This window comes from Winogradskyella ouciana (assembly GCF_009709615.1).
In the GTDB taxonomy this organism is placed as follows: Bacteria; Bacteroidota; Bacteroidia; order Flavobacteriales; family Flavobacteriaceae; genus Winogradskyella; species Winogradskyella ouciana.
Map to the genome: position 1 here is coordinate 311,498 of NZ_WJYA01000005.1, position 18,361 is coordinate 329,858.

15 protein-coding genes are annotated in these 18,361 nt (G+C 36.5%); 8 read left to right on the top strand and 7 right to left on the bottom strand.

Going from position 1 to position 18,361, the window contains the following annotated elements; translation table 11 throughout:
• Window positions 1-197: 197 nt before the first annotated feature.
• Genes F1003_RS08955 through F1003_RS08965 form a run of 3 tightly spaced genes read left to right on the top strand, consistent with a single transcriptional unit; the run spans window position 198 to window position 8,352 of the window.
• On the top strand, window positions 198-5,477 hold the full coding sequence (locus tag F1003_RS08955; RefSeq protein ID WP_155089065.1) for an FIDD domain-containing protein: 5,280 nt from the start codon (window positions 198-200) through the stop codon (window positions 5,475-5,477).
• Window positions 5,478-5,503: 26 nt separating this feature from the next.
• A complete protein-coding gene (locus tag F1003_RS08960) occupies window positions 5,504-6,415 on the top strand; it encodes a PorP/SprF family type IX secretion system membrane protein (RefSeq protein ID WP_155089067.1) in 912 nt (303 codons plus the stop codon).
• 20 nt (window positions 6,416-6,435) lie between these two features.
• Window positions 6,436-8,352: an OmpA family protein gene (locus tag F1003_RS08965; RefSeq protein ID WP_155089069.1), complete on the top strand. Its 1,917-nt coding sequence runs from the start codon at window positions 6,436-6,438 to the stop codon at window positions 8,350-8,352.
• A gap of 61 nt (window positions 8,353-8,413) precedes the next feature.
• Here F1003_RS08965 and F1003_RS08970 read toward each other — a convergent pair whose 3' ends face one another.
• Together F1003_RS08970 and F1003_RS08975 are read right to left on the bottom strand one after the other, a co-directional pair.
• Window positions 8,414-8,920: a YciI family protein gene (locus F1003_RS08970; protein ID WP_155089071.1), complete on the bottom strand. Its 507-nt coding sequence runs from the start codon at window positions 8,918-8,920 to the stop codon at window positions 8,414-8,416.
• The gene (locus F1003_RS08975) at window positions 8,917-9,393 is read right to left on the bottom strand and encodes a CYTH domain-containing protein (RefSeq protein ID WP_155089073.1); all 477 of its coding nucleotides are present in this window, start codon (window positions 9,391-9,393) and stop codon (window positions 8,917-8,919) included. The genes F1003_RS08970 and F1003_RS08975 overlap by 4 nt, the downstream gene beginning before the upstream one ends.
• A 43-nt stretch (window positions 9,394-9,436) precedes the next feature.
• On the opposite strand from F1003_RS08975, the gene dinB reads away from it, so the two are divergent.
• Together dinB and F1003_RS08985 are read left to right on the top strand one after the other, a co-directional pair.
• Window positions 9,437-10,549 (top strand): DNA polymerase IV, encoded by a 1,113-nt coding sequence (gene dinB / locus F1003_RS08980; protein ID WP_155089075.1) that lies wholly within the window; start codon window positions 9,437-9,439, stop codon window positions 10,547-10,549.
• Between the two features lie 46 nt (window positions 10,550-10,595).
• Complete coding sequence (locus F1003_RS08985) at window positions 10,596-11,573, top strand: TolB family protein (protein ID WP_155089076.1); 978 nt, start codon at window positions 10,596-10,598, stop codon at window positions 11,571-11,573.
• Between the two features lie 14 nt (window positions 11,574-11,587).
• Here F1003_RS08985 and pyk read toward each other — a convergent pair whose 3' ends face one another.
• The 5 genes from pyk to F1003_RS09010 all read right to left on the bottom strand — a co-directional run bounded on the left by pyk (window position 11,588) and on the right by F1003_RS09010 (window position 15,872).
• Window positions 11,588-13,021 carry a pyruvate kinase gene (pyk, locus tag F1003_RS08990; protein ID WP_412559501.1) on the bottom strand — a complete coding sequence of 478 codons (1,434 nt, stop codon included), beginning with the start codon at window positions 13,019-13,021 and terminating at the stop codon, window positions 11,588-11,590.
• A 4-nt stretch (window positions 13,022-13,025) separates the two neighbouring features.
• The gene (locus F1003_RS08995) at window positions 13,026-13,502 is read right to left on the bottom strand and encodes an IPExxxVDY family protein (protein ID WP_155089078.1); all 477 of its coding nucleotides are present in this window, start codon (window positions 13,500-13,502) and stop codon (window positions 13,026-13,028) included.
• 121 nt (window positions 13,503-13,623) lie between these two features.
• A complete protein-coding gene (rnc, locus tag F1003_RS09000) occupies window positions 13,624-14,367 on the bottom strand; it encodes a ribonuclease III (RefSeq protein ID WP_155089079.1) in 744 nt (247 codons plus the stop codon).
• Window positions 14,368-14,374: 7 nt separating this feature from the next.
• Window positions 14,375-15,625 (bottom strand): beta-ketoacyl-ACP synthase II, encoded by a 1,251-nt coding sequence (gene fabF / locus F1003_RS09005; protein ID WP_155089080.1) that lies wholly within the window; start codon window positions 15,623-15,625, stop codon window positions 14,375-14,377.
• Between the two features lie 13 nt (window positions 15,626-15,638).
• On the bottom strand, window positions 15,639-15,872 hold the full coding sequence (locus F1003_RS09010) for an acyl carrier protein (RefSeq protein WP_008269813.1): 234 nt from the start codon (window positions 15,870-15,872) through the stop codon (window positions 15,639-15,641).
• Between the two features lie 182 nt (window positions 15,873-16,054).
• Between F1003_RS09010 and purN the strand changes: the two genes are divergently transcribed.
• The 3 genes from purN (at window position 16,055) to F1003_RS09025 (ending at window position 18,322) form a co-directional block, all read left to right on the top strand.
• Window positions 16,055-16,618 carry a phosphoribosylglycinamide formyltransferase gene (gene purN, locus F1003_RS09015; protein WP_155089081.1) on the top strand — a complete coding sequence of 188 codons (564 nt, stop codon included), beginning with the start codon at window positions 16,055-16,057 and terminating at the stop codon, window positions 16,616-16,618.
• 56 nt (window positions 16,619-16,674) lie between these two features.
• Window positions 16,675-17,316: a ribonuclease H1 domain-containing protein gene (locus F1003_RS09020; protein WP_155089082.1), complete on the top strand. Its 642-nt coding sequence runs from the start codon at window positions 16,675-16,677 to the stop codon at window positions 17,314-17,316.
• A 79-nt stretch (window positions 17,317-17,395) separates the two neighbouring features.
• Complete coding sequence (locus tag F1003_RS09025) at window positions 17,396-18,322, top strand: PfkB family carbohydrate kinase (protein ID WP_155089083.1); 927 nt, start codon at window positions 17,396-17,398, stop codon at window positions 18,320-18,322.
• The last annotated feature ends 39 nt before the right edge of the window (window positions 18,323-18,361 follow it).

An 18,361-nucleotide genomic window follows, 5' to 3' on the forward strand; every position in this document is an offset into this window, starting at 1 on the left:
AATAATGTAGTTAGTCTATTATAACAATGTTAACATCATGTTAATAGGCATTTTTTATATATTCGAATAGGCATAAAAAAAACGACCAACCAACGTAATTAATGCTCGCAATAGCCTCATTTTATTTAAAACAAAATAAATCCTTTGTAATCAACGTGTTACAAAGGGTTAAATAATTTCTAACAAACCGATTAATAATGAAAAAGATTACTCTATTTTTATTTCTTTTGTGCTTAACTCTTTCCTTAAGTGCTCAAGTTTTAAATCAGTCTGCAGCATGGCCAAATACCAATTGGACGGTTACAGGAACTTACAACACGGATCCTACTGCTTTTGAAGCAGATCCTACGGTCACTAGCAACTTTGCCTTTGATGACGACGACGCCGGATTTGGTAGTGATGATGACATCGCTGCAGAGTCAACAATAATAGATCTTTCAGCTGCTTTTGCCGCTGGTGAGACATGGTTATTTGTTGATGCTGACTATACTTATAATGATTTGGCCGATGTACTTAACTTAGAGTATTGGGATGCTGATTCAAGTACTTGGGAGGTATGGCAACAATTTACGGCCAGTACAGATCAACCTACTGATAACTTTTGTAGCGGTACTAGAGATAGTTTTACAAGTAACCAACTAAATATAGCTGGTTTTACGCCTACACAGCTTTCTGGTTTTCAGTATAGAATTGCTTTTTATGATGATGGCCCAGGTGGTGCTGAAGGTTATGAATGGGGTTTTTGTTTTGATTCTCCTACCATTACATCGCAATCTCCACCTACATGCCCAGATCCTGATATGTTGACTGTTGCTAATGTTACAGAGAACAGTGCAGATTTGCAATGGAATGAAACTGGATCTGCAACTATGTGGAATTTAGAATGGGGAATAGCTGGATTTACTCCAGGCTCAGGTACTTTAGAATCTGGTCTAACGTCTACTACATTTAATTTAACAGGGCTAACTGAAGGTACATCATATGATTTTTACGTCCAGTCGGATTGTGGAGGTTCAGGAACATCAAATTTCGTTGGCCCAACAACTTTCAATACTGTTGTACCAGGTGGAAGTTGTGTTGCGGCATTTCCTATGACTGTAGAGACAGACTGTAGTGCAGCAACACCTGTTACTCTAGATTTTTCAATAGCTGAAGATTTAGATGCTGCTGACGAGAATCCATCTTGTGATGCATTCGGAAATTGGGGTTATTGGGTAAGTTTTACAGCACCTGCAATAGGATCTGTAGTCTTTAACTTCAGCGGTGGTGCAGATAGCATTGGACTAGAGGTATTAGACATGTGCGGAGGAACTACAATAGGAAATTGCGATAATAATATTTATGATGCTGGAGATAGTTCTGATATTATAAGTGGATTAACTCCTGGCAACACATATGTTGCAGTTATATGGAGAGATGGACAAGACGGAACCGCAGACGTATGTATAGAGGAAGGCCCTACTTGTTTATTCCCTACAGATTTAGCCGCAGATAACTTTACAATAGATGGAGCTGATTTAAGTTGGACAGAGAATGGATCCGCCACTATGTGGAATGTTGAAATAGTGCCATCTGGTGATACGCCTACCGGAACACCAACAGCTACAGGAGTTTCTAATCCTTATACGGCGACTAGTCTTATGGCCAATACAGATTACGATTTTTATGTTCAAGCAGATTGTGGAGGTGGAGATACTAGTGATTTCAATGGTCCTTTTACTTTCACCACAGCTTGTGATGTCTTTGTGCCAGATTATTTAGAAGATTTTACTACCATCATTCCTAACTGTTGGGATGAAGCAGATAGTGGCGATGCTACTACAGGGCCAGGAGATTTAGGAGCTGGATCTTGGACAGCCGATGGTTTTCTCAATAATGGATTTACTGGTGCTTATAAAATAAATTTATGGGTAGCCTCTAAAAGTGACTGGATTCTTTCACCAGAATTTGATTTAACTGGTGGTCCTTTCCAAGTTGAGTTCGATTTTGGGATAATGCAATTTGGTAGCTCTACAACAGCTGGCACTTTAGGTTCAGATGATACTGTTCAACTTTTAATTACCAATGATGGTGGTACTACATGGATACCTCTTTTGGTTTATGACAGCACATCTGTAGTTTCTCCTACAGGTGAACATCCTGTTGTTACGCTAGAGGCCTATGCTGGTCAAACCGTACAGTTTGGTATTTTAGGTTCTGAAGGTACTATTGATGATCCTGAGGACAATGATATATTTGTAGATAATTTTCAAGTAAGAAATATTCCTACTTGTCCTGAACCTACAGATTTAACATCTACTAACTTAAGTTTAACCTCTACAGAGGTTGGATGGACAGAAACAGGTACAGCTACAACATGGAATATTGAATATGGAGTTGCTGGCTTCGTACAAGGTACAGGAACTGTTGTATCAGATGTAACAACAAATCCTTATGTGATTACAGGATTAACATCAGATACTAATTATGAGTTTTATGTTCAGGCTGTTTGTGACCCTCTAAACTTAAGTTCATGGACCGGACCTGGTACATTCTACACGGGTTATTGTGCTTCTGAACCAACCAGTAATGATGGTGATGGTGTAACGAACGTAACTATTGGAGTTACTGATTTTCCTAGTTTTGGAGATGTTACTTATGAAAACCATACAGGCACAGTAGTAAACGTATTTCAAGGTATAAATACAAATGTGGCCGTTACTTTTGCGACCGGTTTTACATATGGTACTAATATATGGATTGACTTTAATGACGATCTGGTTTTTGACAATGCAACTGAATTAGTTTTTCAAGGGGAATCTACCAATGCAAACCCAACCACTTTAGATGCCTCTTTTGTTATGCCAGCAACAGCACCATTAGGCCAACATAGAATGCGAATTGGTACAGCAGATTCAGGACAAGCTACACCTAACCCTTGTTACAATGGTACTTGGGGTGTAACATTAGACTTTACAGTAAATGTTGAGGAATTAACCTGTACGTTACCTGAAGCCAATTATTCTGTTACTACTGACTGTAATAGCGATCAATTCTTTATTGATGTTGATGTTACCAGTTTAGGTGATGCTACTTCACTAGAAATATCTAATGATTTTGATGCCTCTACAGTACAAGCTACTGCAGTTGGAGTTTATCAAGCTGGACCTTTCCCTTTTGGCAATTCAGTAAAAGTATTTGTAACCAATGAACAAGATAATAATTGTGTTATCAGTAGTGAGTTCTTTGAAGTATTAGCTTGTCCACCAGCAAATGATGAGTGTGATATGGCAACCGTTGCTGTAGTTAATGCAGACGAATCATGTGATAGTGTAAATTCAGGTACTATTTTAGCTGCAACACCGTCTGGTGTACCAAACGGTAGTTGTTCTGGTTCACCAGATGATGACGTTTGGTTTCAATTTACGGCACTAGGAGAACAGCAAATTATAGATATTCAAAACATAACTGGTGGGACCACAAATTTAGACCATGCAGTATATGAAGGTGCATGTGGTAGTCTTACAGAACTATATTGCTCTGATGATACTTTTAGCCTAACACCTTCTCTAGTAGTTGGCAATACGTATTACGTGAGAATATTCTCAGCTGGTTCAACGAGTGAAACAAGTAGCTTTGATTTATGTATCAGCACTTTAGGAACACCAACCTATTGTTTAGATGCCTTACCAATTTGTGCTGATCCAAGTATCCAATACGAAAGTATAGTTGGTGATCAAGTAGCACCTCCTTATTTGGACTATGACTGCCTGTTCTCACAACCAGACCCTCAATGGAACACAATACAATTTGATGACGCGGGAGATTATGAGTTTAGTTTAGATCAAACCAGTACAGGTGGAGCACCATTGGATATTGACTTTATAGTTTGGGGCCCTTTTGTAGATCAACAAGAAGGTTGTTATGAATTACTCACTGAAAATATTGCAGATTGTAGTTATTCAGCAACCGCAAGTGAGACTATAACATTAACCAATGTCCCGGCGAATTCAACTTATATTATCCTTATCACAAACTTCTCACAACAACCAGGATTTTATACCTTTACGCAAGATTCTGGACCTGCAGATGGTACCAATTGTGAAGTTGTTTGCGACGTTACTTTAAACCTTGAAGGTGGTCCTGTTGAAGACACTGTTGAAGATCCTGGAACACCAGATGGCACTTTTAATTACTGTGGTTTCCCTAGCGTTCAGTTAGAGGCAACAACGTTTTACGATGTAGATGAGTATGTGTGGTATAAAGACGGTTTCGTTATTCCTGATTATAATGACCCTATGTTAACTGCAACTGAATCTGGAACCTATCAAGTTCAAGTCTTAGGAGGTATTTGTGACCAAAGTGAGCAATATTTTTCAGCATTAGTTCAAATAAACTTTTACGACGATGCAGGTACGGTTGACCCACAGAACATAACAGTCTGTGATGGCCCTGAAGCTGATGGTTCTGAAGCATTTGACTTAGATGCATTAACTGCCTCTCTAGGTTTTGGCGCTGATTTTACTGTGTCATACTATACAAATACAGCAGATGCAAATCAAGCAATGAATGCAGTATCTTCTCCATATACCTCATCTGGTGAAACACTGATAATTAGAGTAGAAGATGCAGACGCGGCTAATGATGGTTTCTTAGGGTGTCGTCAATTATCTGAAGTAGAATTGGTTGTTAATACCAGACCAGATGTAAATCAACCAGCAGATTTTGTTGTCTGCGATGATATGGATGGAGCTGTTGACGGTATGACAGATTTTGATTTAACTTCAATAGATGCTGAAGTAAGCACAGATCCAGATGTTACAATTACTTATCATTCATCTCAGGCGGATGCCGAGAGTGGTACAGCTGCATTGTCGAGCCCTCACAACAGTGGTGGAGAGACCATATATGTAAGAGCTGAAGACAATGCAACAGGATGTTATCAGACCACATCATTCAATCTTGTGGTTAATCTTATTCCTCTAGCGACATTTGATCAAAGCATAGATTATGAAGTTTGTCCAAACGCAACGGTTCCTATTACAATTGCGATAATTCCTGATAACTTCTCAGCAGCTGACGTGTCAGTTAATTGGTACTTAGATGGAACTCTAATATCTGGCGCTAGTGGTTTAATGTTAGATACCGTTTTGGTTTCGGGAGACTATTCAGCTGAAATTACTTTTAGTGCTTCGGGTTGTAGCAATACAGTTACAACTACTGTAATAGAACTCGATAATTGTATTTTCCCAGAGGGAATTTCACCAGGTGTTAGTCCAGGACAAAATGACCGTTTTGATTTAAGCAGCTTTGATGTTGTTAAACTAGAAATTTTCAACAGAAATGGAACACTTGTATATTCTAAGAGTAACTATACAGATGAATGGGAAGGTCAAACTAATGATGGTGAAGAACTTCCGGTAGGTACTTATTTTTATACAGTGATCTATGAAGGCGGTGCTAAACAAAAGAGCGCTTGGGTATATATTAACAGATAATCAACTAACAGAATCAACTTATTATAATGAAAAAACTCTCGATAATAGCGGTTTTGCTTTTAGCATTTCAAATGCATGGGCAACAAGACCCTCAGTACACACAGTACATGTACAATATGAATATTATGAACCCAGCTTATGCAGGTTCTAGGGAAAATCTATCTTTTGGATTATTGTACAGAAATCAATGGGCTAAAATAGATGGCGGACCTGAAACTGGTACATTTTTTGGTCACGCGCCAATTGGCAATAACCTTGGCCTTGGTGTATCATTAATTGCAGATCAAATAGGTCCTGTAAAAGAAACCAACGCATATGTTGACCTATCTTATACACTTAGGTTAGGTGGTGAGCACCGTTTGGCATTTGGTGTTAAAGCTGGAGCTACATTTCATGATATAAATTTAACCAGCGGAAATGTAGATGTAATAGATATGAATGACCCTTTCTTCGGTATCGGAATCAATGAGACGACACCTAATATTGGTGCAGGTTTCTTTTATTATACTGATAAATATTATTTATCCTTATCCGTTCCCAATCTTTTGTCATCTGTTCATTTAGACTCAAACGGAAATAAAATTGGATCAGAAACTCAACATTATTTCGTAACAGGTGGTTATGTTTTTGATTTATCACCTAACACAGAATTAAAGCCTTCGTTTATGGTTAAGTCTGCTTTTGACGCACCAACATCTTTTGATGTCAACCTTAATGCAAGATTCTTTAAGAAATTTGAAATTGGTGCTTCATACAGATTGGATGACTCATTTTCTGGATTGGTTAACTTTGCATTGTCGCCATCATTAAGGGTTGGCTATGCGTATGATGCTGTATCATCTGACATTAAGGCTTTTGCGCCAGCATCGCATGAAGTCATGCTGTTATTTGACCTTAATTTCCCGAAACGTGTTTCTCGTTCACCTAGATACTTTTAATCCGTTAAGCTAAACAAATTATGAAAAACTTAAAAATACTATTATTTATCACGTTGATGAGTGGTTTATGCTTAACTGCTCAGAACAAAGACACCAAGAAAGCTGACAAGGAATTTGCCAGATTTGAATATGTTGATGCTGCTGAAAGCTATAAAAAACTCGTAGACAACGGTAAGGGATCTCCTTATGTTTATGCTCAATTGGCAGAAAGCAATTATAACATTTTCAATACTGTTGAGGCTGAGAAATGGTATGCAAAAGCTTTAGAATCTATGGATGATCCAGAAATGATCTTCAAATATTCCGAAATGCTAAAGGCTAATGGAAAATATGAAGAATCTAACCAGCAAATGGAAAAATTTGCTTCTATGCGTCCATCCGATGATAGAGCAACAGCCTTTAGAAAAAACCCTAATTACCTTCCTAAAATTTTAGAACAAGGTAAAAAGTTTAATGTACAAGATGGTGGTTTTAATTCGGCTCAATCAGATTTTGGAGGAACCATGCATAATGGTAAACTTTATATTACTTCTGCCAGAAATGATAACCGAAAAACTTATGGTTGGAACGAGCAACCATTTTTAGATATTTACACTCTGACCAAAAATTCTGATGGGTCATATTCTGAGGCGACCTTAATGAACGATCAGATAAATACTAGACATCACGAAGGTTTAGTTTCAATCACACCAGATGGTAACACTATGTATTTTTCTAGGGAAAGCTATTTCGAAAAGGATTTTGAAAAAGACTCCATAAGTAAGGTGCGTTACAGTCAATTATATCTTTATAAGGCTACTAAATTGGGTGATGATTTTGATAATGTAGAAAGCCTGTCAATAAACAGCGAAAATTACTCTGTAAAGAACCCTTCGGTTAGTCCTGATGGTTCTACTTTATATTTCGCATCTAATATGCCTGGTGGCTTTGGAAAATATGATATTTATAAAGCGCCAATTAATGATGATGGGACTATTGGAGAGCCTCAAAACCTAGGTCAAAAAGTAAATACTGAAGGTCAAGAAATGTTTCCTTTTATAAGTAGCAACAATACGCTTTACTTCTCTTCTACAGGTCATTTAGGCCTCGGAGGAATGGATGTGTTCTACACTAGGGAAATAGATGGGAAAATGGCACCAATAAGAAATGTAGGTATTCCTATTAACAGTAATGGTGACGATTTTGCATTTACCATTGATGAAGAAGCTGAAGAAGGTTTTGTCTCTTCAAACAGAGATGGTGGACAAGGAAGTGATGATATTTATGCATTCAAAAAACTACAACCGCTTTGTGATGTTTTAATTACTGCAATAGTATTGGATGACGAAACAAGAAATCCTTTAAATGGTGCTTCTGTTTCATTGTACGATGCGGAAGGTAACAAAATGGCAACTAAAACTACTAATGCTGAGGGTATTGCTGAATTTATAATAGAGTGTGAGCAAGATACCGAGCTTGAAGTAGTGATGGAAGATTTTGAAAGCAAAAAAGTCACTGTTAACGGAACAAGTGAGGAAGAGTTAGAGGTTCAAATTTCGTTAGACCCAATAGAAAAAATTATTGCACCAGAGGAAATAGTATTAAACCCTATTTACTTTGATTTCGATAAGTCCAACATCACAGCACAAGCTGCTTTTGAATTGGATAAATTGGTACAGATAATGAACAAATATCCAGATCTAGTAATTAATGCTACATCACATACAGATAGTAGAGGATCTGTGCCATACAACCAAAAGCTTTCTCAACGTAGAGCAAAGAGCACACAGCAATATGTTATTTCCAAAGGTATAGACGAATCTCGAATCTCTGCGGAAGGTAAAGGAGAAAGTAACCTTAAGGTAAAATGTGGTCAAAACTGTACTGAAGAAGAGCACCAACAAAACAGACGCTCAGAGTTTTTAATAGTGAGTGGCTCTCCTGAGACTCAGAAGTAAGTCTTATTGAGTTTAAGATTATAATAAAAAGCGCTCTGATTCTTATCAGAGCGTTTTTGTTTTATCGTAATGGAAATCCCTTAGCTGCCCACCAAGGATGCAGTTCTCTAACTAATCGTCCAGCTTTAACCATTGGGTCGGCATTTGCTAAACTGTCTGCCATTTCTAAAGTTGGCACGTTGTAAATTGTGATACCTCTAATATCACCGTCATCACCAAAAGGTCCAGAGATATCCGCATAACCTAATTCGTACATTTTACCTAAGTGCGCTAAATGCTCTTTTTGAAGTCTCGCGGATTTCTCTTCATTTTGATTTCTAATTGGTCCGCGTTTTAAAAAAGCTATAAAGTATTGCTGCATTAATGTAGTATCCTTTGTCTTCTCATCAACATAATCAAAGACCTCATAACCCTCGTCTACAAGTTTAGCTTTTATTTCAGCAACAGATTGCTCTTTAATAGTTTCAATACTTTCTTCTTGGGACTCTGAAGTTTTCTCATTGGATTTTGTTTCGTTTTTACATGATAGTAAACTAAATACACATAGAATTATTAGTATATTTTTCATTCTTTCCAGTTTTTAAATGGTTGTTTGCTTAATTGCGAATTATAATATTTTATATCACCAGTAACTTCTTTACCCAACCAGTTAGGTCTTTCAAAAGTTTCATTCTTAGATTGTAGTTCAACTTCAGCAATAATTAAACCATCATTATTACCATAAAACTCATCAACTTCAAACGTATGGCTGCCATATTTGACTTCGTAGCGTTTCTTATCTATAATGGATTCTTCACATAGTTCTAAAAGATTTTCAGCTTCTACCCTAGTAATTTCTTTTTCCCATTCAAATCGAGATAAACCATCGTTAGAAGATTTTCCTTTTATAGTCAAATAGCCTTTATCCTCCTTCAGTCTAACACGTACAGTTCGTTCTTTATGACTGTTTAAAAAACCTTGTTGAATACTATAGCTCGTTGAGGCTTCTTTTTTAAAGCCATCAGATGTCACTAAAAACTTACGCTCAATTTCTACGGCCATTATCGATACTACTTAAACTATATTTAATCCCTAAATTTACTGCATGCTAAACGATTTACCAATAAGAAAGATAATTCATGTGGATATGGATGCGTTTTATGCTTCCATAGCCCAAATGGACAACCCTGAACTTAAAGGCAAACCAATAGCTGTTGGAGGTGGCGGAAAAAGAGGCGTGATAAGTGCGGCAAGTTATGAAGCTCGCAAATATGGTGTAAGAAGCGCCATGTCTGGTCGTTTGGCAGAAAAACTATGCCCAGAACTAATTTTTGTTAGAACAGATTTTGAACGTTATAAGGACATCTCCAATCGTATTCGGAAAATTTTTTTCGAGTATACAGATTTAGTAGAGCCTTTATCGCTAGATGAAGCCTATCTTGACGTAACGGAAAACAAAATAGGCTTGCCTAGTGCGACTTTAATTGCCCAAAAGATACGGCAACGCATTTTTGACGAAGTTGGCTTAACGGCTTCCGCAGGTATTTCAATCAACAAGTTTATTGCTAAGGTTGCGAGCGATTACAATAAGCCCAATGGTCAAAAAACGGTAAATCCTGAGGACGTGCTTCAATTTTTAGAAGATTTGGACATTAGAAAATTCTATGGTGTTGGTAAAGTCACCGCAGAAAAGATGTATCAAAAAGGCATTTTTACCGGTAATGATTTAAAAGCTAAAAGTCTTGAGTATTTAGACGAAAACTTCGGAAAGTCAGGTCGGTATTATTACTATGTAGTGCGAGGCATTCACAATAGTGAAGTAAAACCTAATCGCATACGCAAGTCTCTAGCTGCCGAGCGCACATTCAGTGAAAATTTGTCTTCTGAAATTTTTATGCTAGAAAAGCTTGACCATATTGCAGAAGAAGTCGCCAAGCGACTTGAAAAAAGTAACGTTGCAGGAAAAACCATAACATTAAAAATAAAATACTCTGATTTTACATTACAGACCCGAAGTAAGACGCTTCCCTATTTTGTAAGCGATAAGGTTGTTATTTTAGAGACTGCAAAAGATTTATTATATCAAGACAAACTAAAAAATTCGGTGAGACTTTTAGGAATTTCTCTCTCTAACTTAAATACAGATAAGTCAGTCAAAGCAAAGCCTTCGGAAGACAAAAAAAAATCTGTTAGCGTTCAGTTAAAGTTCGAATTTTGATCCGTTGAATTTGTTAAGTTTATGTCAACTACTAAATCAACCACGTATGAAATTCTTAAATGTACTAATCGCTGTAGTCATATTACTCTCAATTTCTTCATGTAAAGATAATGAAGCTTCAAAAGAAGTAACTTCTGAACCAGAAAAGGAAAACCAAGAAAAAGGCGGTGTACAACCCTTTGCAGAACATATCTTTTCACAGTTTACTAATGTTAGGGATTTTACAATGGATAATGACGAAACCGAGGCTTATTTTTCATTGCAAAGTCCAGCAAGAGAGCTTTCTGTAATCATGAAAATTGAAAAGAAAAATGATGAATGGCAAGATCCTGAAATTAGTAGATTTTCAGGCCAATATACAGATCTTGAACCTTTTTTATCTCCCGATAATTTAAAGCTCTATTTTGTATCTAACAGACCTGTTTCAAAAGATAGCACCAACACAAAAGATATGGATATTTGGTATGTGGAGCGTTCCTCTAAAGCTGAGGCATGGTCTAAACCAAAAAATATTGGTGCACCAATAAATACAGATGGTGATGAGTTTTATCCTGCTGTGGCTGCAAATGGCAATCTATATTTTACTCTTATTAAAGAAGAACTAGAATCTGCAGACGACATCTTTGTAAGCAAATGGGAAAACAACGCTTATGCAGAGCCAACAATTTTAGGAGAGGGAGTGAACACCAAAGGTGCTGAGTATAATGCTTTTATTGCACCAGATGAATCTTATATCATTTTCGGAGGTTGGAGACGACCAGATGCATTGGGATCTGGTGATATGTATATCAGCAGAAACGTAAACGGTGAATGGACAACTGCTGAAAATCTAGGAGAGCCCATTAATTCCAAGTATATGGAATTTTGTCCTTTTGTAAACAACGGAACACTTTATTTTACAAGCCGAAGAAGTAGCATAGAATCAAAAGAAAATGGTTTTACCAATACAGAGGAGTTAATCTCTGAAATTAATAAATATGATAATGGCGCAAGCCGGATTTATCATGTAGAGTTTAGAAATTAAATACTTTTAAACCTCTAATCATTAGTAATCTCCCTAACACGTAAGGTATTCACCATCCCCTTTTCCGTAATTGGCATGGAAGCTAAGCTAATGGCCATATCGCCTTTTTTAAGATAACCTCGCTCTTTAGCAATTTTATTAATGTCACCAACCGTTTCGTCAGTACTTACAAACTTATCATAGAAAAAAGCTTCTACTCCCCAAAGTAAACTCAGTTGTGTTAAAATACGCTTGTTAGATGTAAACACTAAAATATGGGCTTGTGGTCTCCATGCAGAAATCTGAAAAGCCGTGTAACCACTATTGGTTAACGTAGAAATGGTTTTGGCATTGATCTCATTTGCCATATTAGCAGCGTGATAACAAATAGATTTAGTTATATACCGTTTGGTACGTATATGAGGAGGAGATTGTGGCACTTCAATTAAGGGAGAATCTTCTACACTACGTATAATATTTGCCATTTGGCGTATCACTTGTACAGGATATTGCCCAACAGAGGTTTCTCCTGAAAGCATTACCGCATCAGCACCATCCATTACCGAATTGGCAACATCGTTGACCTCAGCACGTGTTGGTGTTAAGCTTGTAATCATGGTTTCCATCATTTGCGTAGCTATGATTACAGGAATTCTTGCGCGTTTGGCTCTTAGTACTAATTTCTTTTGAATTAATGGCACTTCCTCAGCTGGTATTTCAACACCTAAATCACCACGCGCTACCATTAAACCATCACAGTAAGCAACAATTTTATCAATGTTTTCAACAGCTTCTGGCTTTTCTATCTTAGCAATAATCGGAATTTTATGATCACTATGCTCTTTAATTAATTCTTCCAATTGCATTAAATCCTCAGCATGCCTAACAAAGGATAAAGCGATCCAATCCACCTTTTGTCCTATAGCGAAAATGGCATCCTCTATATCCTTTTTTGTCAAAGCAGGTTGAGAGATATCTGTATTTGGAAGGTTTACCCCTTTTTTAGATTTTAAAGGACCGCCTTGTATAACTTCTGCCTTTACTTCAGACTTTCCGTCTGTGGAAACGACTTCAAAAATTAATTTTCCATCATCCAGTAGAATTCTTTCACCTCTTTTAGCGTCTTGTGGAAAGTTATCGTAAGTCATATAGACACGTTCTTTAGTTCCTTCAAATCGTTTGCCAGTTGCGAAAATAATTTCGTCCCCTTCATTAACAACAACTTCGCCTTTCATGGTGCCAACACGTAGTTTGGGACCTTGTAAATCTGCTAAGATCGAAGCATTGTATCCAAACTCGTCATTGAGCTCTCTTATCATTTTTATGCGCTCCTCAACATCCTTATAATTCGCGTGCGAAAAGTTTATTCTAAAAACATTGGCGCCTTCATCGAGCATGGCTTTTAAAACGTCCTTGCTACTTGTTGCTGGGCCTAATGTGGCTACTATTTTGGTTTTTTTGTTTAGCATCAATTCAAAAAATTAAATGGTCTTTTGATTTTAATTGTATCGGATTAACAGAATAACTTGTTACAATCTGCGGAATATTCTGCAGTTTATCCAAGATTAATTTTTCGTTTACATTCTGTATCTCATCAGAAATCTTTATAAAGTAATCTACCCTTTTGTACTCTGGGACTAAATTAAAAGTCTTTAATACTTTTTCATTAGTTTGAAATAAGCCTGTACTATATAGACTCTCTTCCTCTTTTTTGCATACGTTAGAAACCAAGTTCCATGTTACAAATTGTGAAACGTTATTCCACTCAAAAATACTGTACGAAGATGTTAAATATTCAAAATCAAGATCTTTGGATTTACGCTTTAAGTTTAGTTCTAAACTTTGGTTAAGTAAATAAGCCAAACGATAGTCTTCTAGCCCACAATGAATAGCAATGAGTTTGTAGGTGTCGTCATAAAAATCGTCAACAAGAAGTTTGTGTAAAGCCATATAGTCATAACTGTGAAATGTAAATATAGAATATAAATGCCTTAGATTTATTAACTTTTGGTTAATCTTAACCCTTAAAATCTACGAAAACGTTGTAGTTTAATAAAATTAAATTCTTGAATTAAATAAGCTTGGTAATTTGCTTCTGAAATGCAAAAAAAGCGCGTTTGGATGCCTTTTCTTCAGCTTTCTTTTTTGAAGTTGCCCTGGCCTTTGAGACCACTTTATCATTAATACTAAGTTTAACAGAAAAGTGCTTTAACTCATCTTTGCCTGTGTCCTCATAGACTTCATAATCGAATGTGTTTTTTTCTTTTTGGCACCACTCAATCAACAGACTTTTATAACTAATAACTTTGCCTTCTAAGGTCTCTATATCTACATGAGGATTAATAACACGTTTGTAAATAAAGTTTTCGCAAGTTTTATAACCTTTATCTAAATAAATGGCCCCTACTAAAGCTTCAAAAAGGTTACCATGGATATTGTTACCAAAATTAGACTTTGGTATTCTACTTTGCACCAAGTCAATGAGGTTGAGTTCTTTACCAAGCTCATTTAAGTGCTCCCTACTTACTACTTTAGAGCGCATCTTTGTAAGATAGCCTTCGTCACCATGGGGCACTTTTTCGTATAAATAAGCTGCAATAACGGAGCTCAGCATGGCATCACCAACAAACTCCAAACGTTCATAGTTAATAGGGTTGCCCTTTTTGTCCCTAATATTCATAGAACGATGGGTAAAAGCTTTTATGTAAAGTGATTTAGATTTTGGCTTAAAGCCAAGAATATTTTTTAGTTGTAAAAAAAAATTCCCGTCTCCTTGAGAACGGGAATTTTTTAATATGTTACGAATGAAAGTCATTCGGGATTTAATCTATTTTTTTAAATAATACACAAGCGTTGTGGCCGCCAAATCCAAATGTATTACTCATTGCGACTTTTATATCTCGTTTCTGCGCTTCATTGAGCGTTAAATTTAATTCTGGGTCTATATTCTCATCGTGAGTTTCGTGGTTAATTGTCGGTGGAATAATTCCATGTTCTAAAGCCAAAATCGAAGCAATAGCTTCAATAGCTCCAGCAGCACCCAACAAGTGACCAGTCATAGACTTGGTAGAATTAATATTTATGTTTTTAGCATGGCTGCCAAATACTTCAGATATAGCTTTAAGTTCGGCAACATCACCTAGTGGTGTGGATGTACCGTGTGTATTAATATGATCTACATCTTCAGGATTTAAACCAGCATTCTCTAAACAATTTTTCATTACCGCAACAACTCCTATACCATCTGGGTGAGGTGCTGTCATATGATAAGCATCAGAAGATAAGCCTCCGCCTACTACTTCTGCATAGATTTTTGCTCCTCTTGCTTTGGCGTGCTCATACTCTTCTAAAACAATAGAACCCGCTCCTTCTCCCAATACAAAACCATCTCGGTTAGCATCAAAAGGTCTAGAAGCTGTTTCTGGACTATCGTTACGAGTGCTCATAGCATGCATAGCGTTGAAACCTCCCATACCAGCAATGGTAACCGCAGCTTCACTTCCACCTGTAATTACAACATCACAATGACCTAAACGTATCGTGTTTAAGGCATCGATCATTGAATTAGCAGAAGAAGCACAAGCAGAAACCGTTGTGTAGTTTGGTCCCATGAAACCATATTTAATAGATATGTTCCCTGGTGCAATATCAGCAATCATTTTCGGAATGAAGAAAGGGTTAAAACGAGGTGTGCCATCACCAGCAGCATAGTTTAACACTTCTTCCTGAAATGTCTCTAAACCACCAATACCAGCTCCCCAAATAACTCCTACTCTATATTTGTTTAATGAATCTAGATCTAGTTTTGAGTCTGCAATTGCCTCATCCGAAGCAACCATTGCATACTGCGAAAACTTGTCCATTCGCTTTGCCAGCTTTCTGTCAATAAAGTCAGTAACTTCAAAGTTTTTTACTTCACAAGCGAATTGTGTTTTGAACTTCTCAGCATCAAAATGTGTAATTGGAGCAGCACCACTTTCACCATTAACAAGACCATTCCAATATTCATCTTTGGTATTGCCAATTGGCGTAAGAGCACCTAGACCAGTAACTACGACTCGCTTTAATTCCATAAAAATAAAGTTCTTATTTTGCTTCTTCTATGTAAGAGATAGCTTGACCAACTGTTGCAATGTTCTCAGCTTGATCATCTGGGATTTGAATATCAAATTCTTTTTCAAATTCCATTATTAATTCTACAGTATCCAATGAATCTGCACCTAAGTCGTTAGTGAAGCTCGCTTCAGTTACAACTTCGTTTTCATCAACACCTAATTTGTCTACGATAATCGCTTTTACTCGTGATGCAATGTCTGACATAATCTTTTAATTTTAAGTTTTAATTAGATGGCAAAAATAAAAAACTTTACGTTAAAAATCATCTTTACCGATAAAATGTGCTTTTAATTTAGTAAAAATAAAATAGAAGTATTCCGTTTTGCCCTAATTGTTAATTATTATTCTTTTTTTTGTTTGAATAATTTGAACATGATGGCAAGTATATGAAACGAATTGTAATTTTTGCGTCCGGAAGTGGAAGTAATGCTGAAAATTTAATTAAGTTTTTTCACAACAGCGATAATGCGTCTGTTATTCAAGTATTGACTAACAATCCTCATGCCAAAGTCTTAGAACGATGTAAAAAATTGAAAGTGAGCGCCTTATCCTTTAATAGAATTGCCTTTTCAAAATCTGAAGACGTGTTGAATATTCTAAAAGCGTCTCAACCAGACCTTATTGTTTTGGCGGGTTTTCTTTGGAAGTTTCCTGAATTTATTCTCAAGGATTTTGAAAATAAAGTGATAAATATCCATCCTGCTTTACTACCAAAATATGGCGGAAAAGGGATGTACGGAAACTTTGTTCACGAGGCTGTTGTAGCAAATAAAGAAACTGAAACTGGGATAACAATTCATTACGTAAATGAAAATTATGACGAAGGAGCTATAATTTTTCAGGCTAAATGTGAGGTTGAACCATCGGATTCTGCTGAAGATGTGGCTAAAAAGATTCATGAGTTGGAGATGGAACATTTTCCGAAGGTTGTACAGCAATTAATTAATTAACAAATTTCAAAAACTAAATTCCAAAACGATCTGTGAAATCCGTGTCAAAATAATTCATGTCAAAAAATAAAAAAAAATATTACACCGTCTGGAAAGGCCATAACACAGGAGTCTTTGAATCTTGGGACGATTGCAAGGCTCAAATCAAAGACTTTAAAGGAGCACAGTATAAATCCTTCACAACTTTTGACGCAGCAAAGAAAGCGTATAGAGATGGACCAAAAGACTATATAGGAAAATCGAAAAGTTTTAAAAGTGACCTTTCTAACGAACAACTGAAAAAAATTGGTCAACCGAATTATAATTCTATTTCAGTTGATGCAGCATCATCTGGCAATCCTGGTAAAATGGAATATCGTGGTGTAGATACCAAGTCCAAAAAACAACTTTTTATACAAGGTCCTTTTGAGGAAGGCACTAATAACATAGGCGAATTCTTGGCCATTGTTCATGGTTTGGCTTTTTTAAAACAACATAAAAGTGACAGGATTATCTACACAGATTCTAAAACTGCCATGAGTTGGGTGCGAAAAAAAACTTGCAATACTAAACTTGAGCGGAATAACAAAAACAAAGATTTGTTTGAGTTGGTTGATAGAGCTGTAAAATGGTTGAAAATCAATAATTATTCTACTACCATAGTAAAATGGGAAACAAAGGCTTGGGGAGAAATTCCTGCAGATTTTGGGAGAAAATAATTTCTGTTATTAGGTTAGGACGCTATTTCACAAGGAAGATATTTTATGTACTTTTGCACCTTAATTCAAACTTACTTTAATGGGTAAATTAGTAATTGTCGGAACAGTGGCTTTTGATGCTATTGAAACACCTTTTGGCAAAACCGATAAAATTCTTGGTGGTGCTGGGACTTTTATAGGTTTGGCTGCGTCAAATTTTAATGTTGATTCCGCAGTTGTGTCTGTGGTTGGAGGCGATTTTCCACAAGAGTACTTAGATTTAATGACAGACAGAAATATCGATATTTCTGGTGTTGAAATTGTAAAAGACGGCAAAACCTTCTTTTGGAGTGGTAAGTACCATAATGATATGAACTCTAGAGACACCTTAGCTACCGAATTAAACGTACTTGCCGATTTTGAACCTAAAGTTCCTGAAGATTATAAGGATGCTGAAGTTGTAATGCTCGGCAATTTACATCCACTAACCCAAATGAGTGTTCTAAACCAGATGGAGACCAAGCCAAAGTTGGCCATACTAGATACTATGAATTTTTGGATGGATTGTGCCCTAGATGATTTACACAATACTATAAAACATATAGACGTTATCACTATAAATGATGAGGAAGCAAGACAATTAACCGGAGAATATTCATTGGTTGTTGCTGCTAGAAAGATTCATGAGATGGGCCCAAAATATGTAGTGATTAAAAAAGGTGAGCATGGAGCGCTATTGTTTCATGACGATAATGTATTCTATGCGCCTGCATTACCTTTAGAAGAAGTTTTTGATCCAACAGGAGCAGGTGATACCTTTGCCGGTGGCTTTGCAGGTTACTTAGCCAAAACTGAAGATTACTCCTTTGAGAACATGAAAAATGCTGTGATCTATGGTTCTACCTTAGCATCCTTTTGTGTAGAAAAATTTGGTACGGAGCGAATGCTTAATCTCACTGCAAGTGAAGTACATAAACGATTAGGCCAATTTAAGAGTCTAACACAATTTGATATAGAATTAACTTAAATCTAGCGCACTCTGAAAATGAGTGCGTTTTTTTATTAT